Origin of the sequence: Trinickia sp. (assembly GCF_035492435.1) — a bacterium.
Taxonomy (GTDB): domain Bacteria; phylum Pseudomonadota; class Gammaproteobacteria; order Burkholderiales; family Burkholderiaceae; genus Trinickia.
In genome coordinates this window covers 1-8,454 of the sequence record NZ_DATJJF010000052.1, presented here as the reverse complement: position 1 = coordinate 8,454, position 8,454 = coordinate 1, and the positions used below count along the sequence as shown (strand labels likewise).

Here is an 8,454-nt window from a genome sequence, read left to right as displayed (position 1 = left end):
CAATACATGCAGCGCCGGAAAGAACAAAGCGTAGTCTATGCTCGCACCATCATTGAGGCCGCGTGCCGGGACATCCTCGCCGACGGCAAGGCCATCAATCTACGGGTGCTCAACGCTCGCGTGCCCAAGGAAGTGCTGGGCAGCATCCGAGGCGTCATAGACGTGCTTCAGGAGGTCAAGGAGGCGCTCGGCGCGAGCTAGGCAACCTCCGGGTTACCGCATCAACAAAAAGCCGGCCCGTGGGCCGGCTTTTACATGTCCATTCGCATCTGCACTACGCGTGCAAAGCTCTCCACCCTAGCACCTATTCCCGATAAAGCAAAATGTGGCCTATCGAGAAATAAAGCATAACGTGTCAAAGTGGCCACTTTATGCTTAACGGCACACTTAGCGAGGATTCAATTGGCGGGAATTTCTGGTGGGCCCGGTGGGTTTCGAACCCACGACCAATCGATTATGAGTCGACTGCTCTAACCCCTGAGCTACAGGCCCTGATAAATACTGAATCGCAAAAAAAGACCCGGTTGTGACGCCGGGTCTGGCGCGATTGTACCGCGTTGATCAGTTCCCTTCCAGGAACGATTTGAGTTTGTCGGAGCGGCTCGGGTGACGCAGCTTGCGCAGCGCCTTCGCTTCGATTTGGCGAATACGCTCACGCGTCACGTCGAATTGCTTGCCGACTTCTTCAAGCGTGTGGTCCGTGCTCATCTCGATACCGAAACGCATCCGCAAGACCTTCGCCTCACGCGGCGTCAACGAATCAAGCACGTCCTTCACGACATCACGCATGCTCGCATGCAATGCGGCATCGGCCGGGGCCACCGTGTTGTTATCTTCGATGAAGTCGCCAAGATGAGAATCATCGTCGTCACCAATCGGCGTTTCCATGGAGATCGGTTCCTTGGCGATCTTCATGATCTTGCGGATCTTGTCTTCCGGCATCTCCATCTTTTCCGCGAGCGTCGCCGGATCCGGTTCCAAACCGGTTTCCTGCAGAATCTGCCGCGAAATACGGTTCATCTTGTTGATCGTCTCGATCATGTGAACCGGAATCCGGATCGTGCGCGCCTGGTCCGCAATCGAACGCGTAATGGCCTGGCGAATCCACCACGTGGCATACGTCGAAAACTTGTAGCCGCGCCGGTATTCGAATTTGTCCACCGCCTTCATCAAACCGATGTTGCCTTCCTGAATCAAATCGAGGAATTGCAAGCCACGGTTCGTGTACTTCTTCGCGATCGAAATCACAAGACGCAGGTTCGCCTCGGTCATCTCACGCTTTGCCTGGCGAGCCTTCAGCTCCCCTGCCGCCATTTGACGGTTCGTTTCCTTCAAGTCCTTGAGCGGCAGTACGACGCGCGCCTGCAAATCGATAAGCCGCTGCTGCTGCTCGCGAATCGCCGGAATATTGCGCGAAAGCACTGCGCTGTACGGATGGCTCTCGGCAACGATCCGGTCTGCCCACTCAAGGTCAGTCTCGTGGCTCGGGAAACGCGCGATGAACTCGGCGCGCGGCATGCCGCACCTATCCACGACAGTGTGCAGAATCTGACGCTCGACCTGGCGCACTTCGTCCACCTGTGCACGCAACGTGTCACACAGCCGCTCGACCGTACGCGCCGTGAACCGGATCGACATCAGTTCTTCTTGAATCGTTTCCTGCGCCTTCAGGTAAGCCTTGGACTTGTAGCCTTCCTTCTCGTAGGCGCGACGCATCTTGTCGAACCACTCGCTGATGAGCGCAAACTTTTCCAGCGCCGTACGCTTCAGCGCCTCGAGTTGCGCGGCATTGGCCGTAGCCTGCCCGCTGCCGTCATCATCTTCCTCTTCTTCCTCTTCCGCCGCCTCGACTTCTTCGTCTTCCGATTCGAGCGCTTCGGCTTCCTGTGGCGAGAAGCCATCGGCATCCTCGGCGTTCGGATCAATGAGGCCGTCTACCAGTTCGTCGATGCGGACTTCTTCGTTCGCCACGCGCTCTGCCATCGCCAAGATGTCGGCAATCGTCGTCGGGCACGCCGAAATCGCCATCACCATGTGCTTCAGGCCGTCTTCGATGCGCTTCGCAATCTCGATCTCGCCTTCACGCGTCAGCAGCTCCACCGTGCCCATTTCGCGCATATACATGCGCACGGGATCGGTCGTGCGGCCGAATTCGGAATCGACCGTCGACAGTGCGACTTCCGCCTCTTCCTCGACTTCATCATCCGATGCGACGTTCGGGGCGTTATCGTTGAGCAGCAGCGTCTCTGCGTCCGGCGCCTGCTCGTAGACAGCCACGCCCATGTCGTTGAACGTGCTGATGATGCCTTCGATCGCTTCCGTTTCCGTGAAGTTATCGGGCAGGTGATCGTTGATCTCGGCATACGTCAGAAAGCCGCGTTCCTTGCCGAGCTTGATCAGCGCACGCAGCTTCGAGCGACGCTCCTCCAACTCTTCAGCGGTGCCCGGCTGAGTCGACGCGAATGCGTCCTTCAGAAGCGCCTTCTCCTTCGCGCGACGGTCGCGCGCCTTGGCCTTTTCGGCTTTGCCCGGAGCGGCATGCTGCTCTTCGCCCTGGGTTGCGTCGTCATCGACGGATACTTCGTTCAGCTTTTTCGTCATGGAGTTAGCCGTACCGGCAATAGTCTCGACTCGCGGCTGCTGGACTTCAGCCGGTTGCACCGTGGATACTTGGGTGTCGCGCACTGCCGAATCGTCCGCCCTGGCAGCCGCGCCCCTCCCGCTTTTCGAACCCGCCTGCTTCGCGGCGGACTTTGTCTCCGGTTTAGCGGTCGCTTTCGCCGCTTTCGTCACGTCAGCGGCAGCCGTTGCCCGCACAGTCGGTTTGCTCGCCGGCTTTGCGCCGACCGCAGAGGCTACGCCTTTGGCCTGAGACACCTTGCGCACCTTTTCTGGAGCGTCCTTGCCGGAGCCGTGGCCTTTCACCTTGCCATCTCCCGCAGCCCCCGCCGCCTTTGCGCCTGTCGTCTTTGCCATCGCTTTTCTCGCCTCGCCCGTGTGCTTGTGCGCCGCCCCGTGTGCGCCCGCTTGCTTTTTTACGCCCCTACTTAGAGAAACCGAAAAAATGAAACCGCTGAGAACCTTTTATTATAGCACGTTCCGCATGAATCCGGCCCTCACACCCCCAACTGACGCTTCATCTCCGCCCGCTGCCGACTGAGTTCCGTGTACTCCGCCATCTCTTCTGTGTTGAGCCTTGATTGCCGCGATAAGCGATCAAGCCGTTGACAGCAGGCGTCGTAGCGCATCTTCCGGATCGCCGCTGTCAGTTCTTCGCCAGCGATGCGCTCTCGCTCGCTTTGTTGTTCGTCGGCATTGGCGTCTTCCGAACTCTCCAGCAACAAATCGCGTACGTTTTCATCATAGACCAGAATTTCGCGGAAGATTTCTTCGAAAGTTGCCGCGTTAGCACCCGCACGCAGCAAGTCCGACAGCAGTCGGAAATCAGCCGCCTCTCCGTGTGCCCGCGCATGCGTGATCACTTCCGCGAACAGCTCGCCATGGGCCTGCGCAATCAGACTCTCTTCGCTTTCCTCGTCAAGCATCGTGGCGATGCGCGGGTGCATGACCAGGTTTCGCAACGCCCGCTGCTCGATCCCCGTCACGCGGCGCCGATCGTTGCGCGGCGGCGCGGACCTCGCTGGGGCCACAATCCGCGAATCCACCTCGCACAGCGCGGCGACTTCACCAAGAGGCACGTCCAGGCGATCCGCAAACATATGCATGATCTGCGCGCGCAACGCGTTGGCCGGCAACGCCTGCAAGAGCGGCTTCGCGTCGAAGAGCGCACGCGCCCTCCCCTCCGGCGTATCGAGCTCTTTGCCGGCCACCACTTCGCTCAGCATGAACTGCGACAAAGGCATTGCCCGCTCGATTTGCTCGGCAAACGCCTCCTTGCCAAACTCGCGGATGAAGCTGTCCGGATCGTGCTCGGACGGCAGAAACAGGAAACGAATCGTCCGATTGTCCGCCGCGTGAGGCAGGCACGCATCGAGCGCGCGCCGCGCCGCGCGCCGCCCAGCCGCGTCGCCATCGAAGCTGAATATGACCGTGTCGGTCTGCCTCAGCAGCTTCTGAACGTGTATGGCCGTGCACGCGGTCCCGAGGGTCGCAACCGCATTCGGAAAGCCGAGCTGCGCCAACGCGACGACGTCCATATAGCCTTCGACCACCAACACCGAGCGTGACTCGCGAATAGCAAGGCGCGCCTCGAAAAGACCGTAAAGCTCACTGCCCTTGTTAAATAGTGGCGTTTCCGGCGAATTCAAATACTTGGGCTCGCCCGCCTCCATCACGCGCCCGCCGAAACCGATGACCTGGCCTTTTACGTTGCGGATTGGAAACATGATCCGGTCGCGAAAGCGGTCGTAGCGGCGCGCTTGCCCTTGCGCGTCGAGCTTATCGCTGAGGATGACAAGACCCGCCTCGACCAGCGCGTCGCCGCGATAATCGGCGAATGCGGCCTCGAGGTTCTGCCATCCATCCGGCGCAAAACCGAGCCCGAAACGCGCGGCAATTTCGCCCGTCAGGCCCCGCTTCTTCAAATATTGAATCGCTTGCGGCGCACCGCGCAATGTCTTGCGGTAGTAGTCGCATGCCACCTGCATGAGATCGGACAGCGCCGCGGCTGCTTTCGCGTTGACTTCGCCCCCATGCTGACGCTGCGCATCGCGTTCACCGCCACTGATGCCGATCGCTGTACGTGTCGAAGGCTCCTGCGGCACCGTCAGCCCCACCGATTGCGCAAGATCGCCCACCGCCTCAGGAAACGCGAGCCCGGCGTGATCCATCAGAAACCCGATGGCCGTCCCATGCGCCCCGCAGCCAAAGCAGTGGTAGAACTGCTTGGTCGGACTAACCGTAAACGAGGGGCTTTTCTCGTTGTGGAAAGGGCACAACCCCATGAAGTTCGCACCGCCCTTTTTCAGCTGGACGTACTTGCCCACCACATCGACGATATCGACGCGGTTCAGCAGGTCCTGCAGGAACGAATGCGGGATCACGTTAGGTTTCGCCAGATGGGCATCGCGCCGCCCGAAAACGCGCGGCGCGCATCGCGCTGCTTACTACTTGGCGAGCGCGGCTTTGACGAGCGCCGATACAGCCGTCATGTCGGCCCGACCCGCAAGTTTGCCCTTCAGCACGGCCATGAGCTTGCCCATGTCCGCGGGACCCGTAGCGCCCGTTTGCGCGACGGCGGCCTCAACTTCGGCCGCGATTTCGGCTTCGGACAGCTGAGCGGGCATGTACGTCGCCAGTACGGCCATCTCCGCGCTCTCCTGGCTGGCGAGATCGGTGCGGCCCGCGGCTTCGAACTGGCTGATCGAGTCTTTGCGCTGCTTGATCATCTTGTCGATGATCGCAATCACGGCCGCGTCGTCGAGCGTCGTGCGCTCATCCACCTCACGCTGCTTGATCGCGGCGAGCAGCAGACGCACAGCCGCCAAGCGGCCCGTTTCGCGCGCGCGCATAGCCGCTTTCATGTCGTCGTTAATCCGATCCTTCAAACTCATCTTTCACCCGATGCAAGCGTTGGAACAAGAGGAGGGCCGCCGTGTCTGGCGGAGCACAAAAACCCGCTTGGGATGTGTCCTCAAGCGGGTCATTGCTGACCGCCAGTGCTGCAAAGAACTCGCGGCCACACCTTGGTGAAACGCACCGCCGGCCGCAACAACGTGCGGGCCGCGGCGCGCCGAAATCAATAGAACTTCTTCGGCAGCATCTGGCCGCGCAGCCGCTTGAAATGACGCTTGACCGCGGCAGCCTTTTTGCGTTTGCGCTCAGCCGTCGGCTTTTCGTAAAACTCTCGCGCGCGAAGCTCGGTCAAAAGTCCGGTCTTCTCGATCGTGCGCTTGAAGCGGCGCATCGCAACTTCGAAGGGCTCGTTTTCTTTAACGCGGATGATCGTCATTTTCGCAAGCGGCGAGCTTGTAAAGGTTTGGGAGTATAGCAAACGCCGATCATTAATGCACGAGCGTTGTCAAGCATTACGTGCTTGGCGCACAAATTCGGCCGCGGCAAGCCCTGCCGCAACGCCCGACGCCCAGGCCCACTGAAAATTGTAGCCGCCGAGCCAGCCCGTCACGTCGAGCGCTTCGCCGACGAAAAAGAGGCCCCCAACTCGCTCGCTCATCATCGTCGCCGACGACAGCTCCCGCGTATCGACGCCGCCGCGCGTCACCTCCGCCTTCCGGTAGCCTTCCGTGCCGCTCGGCACGAGCGTCCATGCCGCAAGCGACTCACCGAGCCGGCGCAGCACTTTGTCGGGCAACTCTGCGATGCGCGTATCGTGCCGAATGTTCTGCGCGTCGAGCCAGACATGCGCGAAACGCGCTGGCAACCAGTCGGCCAGCAGGCTGCCGACCTGGCGTCGCGCACTGGCTTTGGCTTGCAGCAGCTCGGCGACAGGTTCGCGGGTCGGCATCAGATTGATGCGGATCGCCTCTTTGGACTGCCAATAGCTCGATATCTGGAGCACACCGGGGCCAGACAGACCTCGGTGCGTGAACAGCAGATCTTCGACGAACGCGCCCTCCGCCTTCTTCGTGCCGGTCGCCACCTCGACTTCCAGCGAAATGCCGGACAAGGCCGCGAACGGCTCCCACTCCTCCGACGAAAAAGTCATCGGCACAAGCGCTGGGCGCGTCTCCACGAGCTTGTGCCCGAATTGCTTTGCGATCCGATAGGCGAAATCAGTCGCACCGATCTTCGGTATCGATAAGCCGCCCGTCGCCACGACCAATGCGCGAGCCGTAATCGGGCCGGCGCTCGTATCGAGTGCAAAACCCTGCCCGTCCGCAAAGCGCACCGTTTCGACCGCCACAGGCCGCCGCCACGCAATGCTGCCCGCGTCGCATTCCGCCTTCAGCACATCGATGATCGATTCGCTCGAATGATCGCAGAACAACTGGCCCCGGTGTTTCTCATGCCACGACACCCGGTGCGTTTTCAGCAGGGCAAGGAAATCGCGCGGCGTGTAGCGCGCGAGCGCCGAGCGACAAAAGTGCGGATTGGCCGACAGGTAGTTCCCGGGCCCCGCTTGCAGGTTCGTGAAATTGCACCGGCCGCCGCCCGAAATACGAATTTTTTCAGCAAGCCGTCCGGCGTGATCGATGAGCACAACGCGTTGGCCGCGCTGCCCAGCTACTGCCGCACACATCATCCCGGCCGCACCGGCGCCGATTACCGCGATATCGAAAAATTCCATGGTGCGCGCATTCTACCGGCACCCGCAGCCGTCAAGCGCGCGCTGCTATACTTTAACGTTTCCCATTTTGGATTGCGGCTCAAGCACGGCGCCGGTAACCGCGCCTTTCGCCTGCCGCGCTTCCTTTGCATCGCCATGCTCGTTCTCGGCATCGAAAGCTCTTGTGACGAAACCGGCCTCGCGCTCTATGACACCGAGCGCGGGCTGCTTGCGCACGCCCTTCACTCGCAAATCGCCATGCATCGCGAGTACGGCGGCGTCGTGCCGGAACTCGCTTCGCGCGACCACATTCGCCGTGTGCTGCCACTGCTTGAGGAAACGCTCGAGCGCGCCGGGGCATGCCGCGCCGACATCGACGCCATCGCCTTCACGCAAGGTCCGGGGCTAGCCGGCGCGTTGCTCGTCGGCGCAAGTGTCGCCAACTCGCTGGCGATGGCCTGGAACAAGCCGACCATCGGCATTCACCATCTCGAAGGGCATCTGCTCTCGCCGCTGCTCGTGGAAGCGCCACCGCCCTTCCCGTTCGTCGCACTGTTGGTCTCGGGAGGGCACACGCAACTGATGCGCGTCACCGACGTCGGCGACTACGAAACCCTCGGCGAGACCGTCGATGATGCCGCCGGCGAAGCCTTCGATAAAACCGCGAAGCTGCTCGGGCTCGGTTACCCCGGCGGGCCCGAAGTCTCACGCCTCGCTGAATTCGGGACCCCCGGTGCCGTCGCCTTGCCGCGTCCGATGCTGCATTCGGGCGATCTCGATTTTAGCTTCAGCGGACTGAAGACGGCCGTCCTCACCCACGTCAAGAAACTAGGCGACGATGTTTGCGAGCAGGCAAAGGCCGATCTCGCTCGCGGATTTGTGGATGCCGCCGTCGACGTGCTTGTTGCCAAATCGCTCGCCGCGCTAAAGAAGGCGGGCCTTGCGCGCCTTGTGGTCGCAGGCGGCGTTGGCGCGAACCGGCAGTTGCGCGAGGCGCTGTCGGAAGCTGCGCGCAAGCGCCGCTTTGAGGTGCATTACCCGGATTTATCCCTGTGCACGGACAACGGCGCGATGATCGCGCTGGCCGGAGCGTTGCGGCTTAAACGCTGGCCCGGGCAGGCCAGCTCGGACTACGCGTTCACCGTGAAGCCGCGCTGGGATCTGAGTTCGCTGGCGAGGTAGACGCATCGGAAGGAGCCCGAGGGCGCGGCAGGGGCATCATTCGTCCGCCTTCCGTTTCCCTGTTTTATGCGGACACCACGCCGCAT

6 protein-coding genes, 1 tRNA gene and 1 pseudogene are annotated in these 8,454 nt (G+C 61.3%); 2 read left to right on the top strand and 6 right to left on the bottom strand.

Annotated elements, in window-relative coordinates; translation table 11 throughout:
* Positions 1–201: pseudogene (locus VL598_RS04495) on the top strand (TetR family transcriptional regulator); the annotation flags it as partial.
* Between the two features lie 215 nt (positions 202–416).
* On the opposite strand, the gene VL598_RS04490 reads toward VL598_RS04495, so the two are convergent.
* From VL598_RS04490 to VL598_RS04465, 6 genes are all read right to left on the bottom strand, one after another.
* Positions 417–492, bottom strand: a tRNA-Ile gene (locus VL598_RS04490).
* Between the two features lie 69 nt (positions 493–561).
* Positions 562–2,976, bottom strand: coding sequence for an RNA polymerase sigma factor RpoD (gene rpoD / locus VL598_RS04485; protein ID WP_414718650.1), 2,415 nt, complete (start codon positions 2,974–2,976; stop codon positions 562–564).
* A gap of 140 nt (positions 2,977–3,116) precedes the next feature.
* The gene (dnaG, locus tag VL598_RS04480; protein WP_325325494.1) at positions 3,117–5,003 is read right to left on the bottom strand and encodes a DNA primase; all 1,887 of its coding nucleotides are present in this window, start codon (positions 5,001–5,003) and stop codon (positions 3,117–3,119) included.
* A 63-nt stretch (positions 5,004–5,066) separates the two neighbouring features.
* Positions 5,067–5,513, bottom strand: a complete 447-nt coding sequence (locus tag VL598_RS04475; RefSeq protein ID WP_325325493.1) for a GatB/YqeY domain-containing protein — start codon at positions 5,511–5,513, stop codon at positions 5,067–5,069.
* A 185-nt stretch (positions 5,514–5,698) separates the two neighbouring features.
* Entirely contained in the window at positions 5,699–5,911 is a 213-nt protein-coding gene (gene rpsU, locus VL598_RS04470) for a 30S ribosomal protein S21 (RefSeq protein ID WP_325325492.1), read from the bottom strand.
* 69 nt (positions 5,912–5,980) lie between these two features.
* On the bottom strand, positions 5,981–7,207 hold the full coding sequence (locus tag VL598_RS04465) for an NAD(P)/FAD-dependent oxidoreductase (RefSeq protein ID WP_325325491.1): 1,227 nt from the start codon (positions 7,205–7,207) through the stop codon (positions 5,981–5,983).
* 135 nt (positions 7,208–7,342) lie between these two features.
* Between VL598_RS04465 and tsaD the strand changes: the two genes are divergently transcribed.
* Positions 7,343–8,368, top strand: coding sequence for a tRNA (adenosine(37)-N6)-threonylcarbamoyltransferase complex transferase subunit TsaD (tsaD, locus tag VL598_RS04460; RefSeq protein WP_325325495.1), 1,026 nt, complete (start codon positions 7,343–7,345; stop codon positions 8,366–8,368).
* Positions 8,369–8,454: the final 86 nt, after the last annotated feature.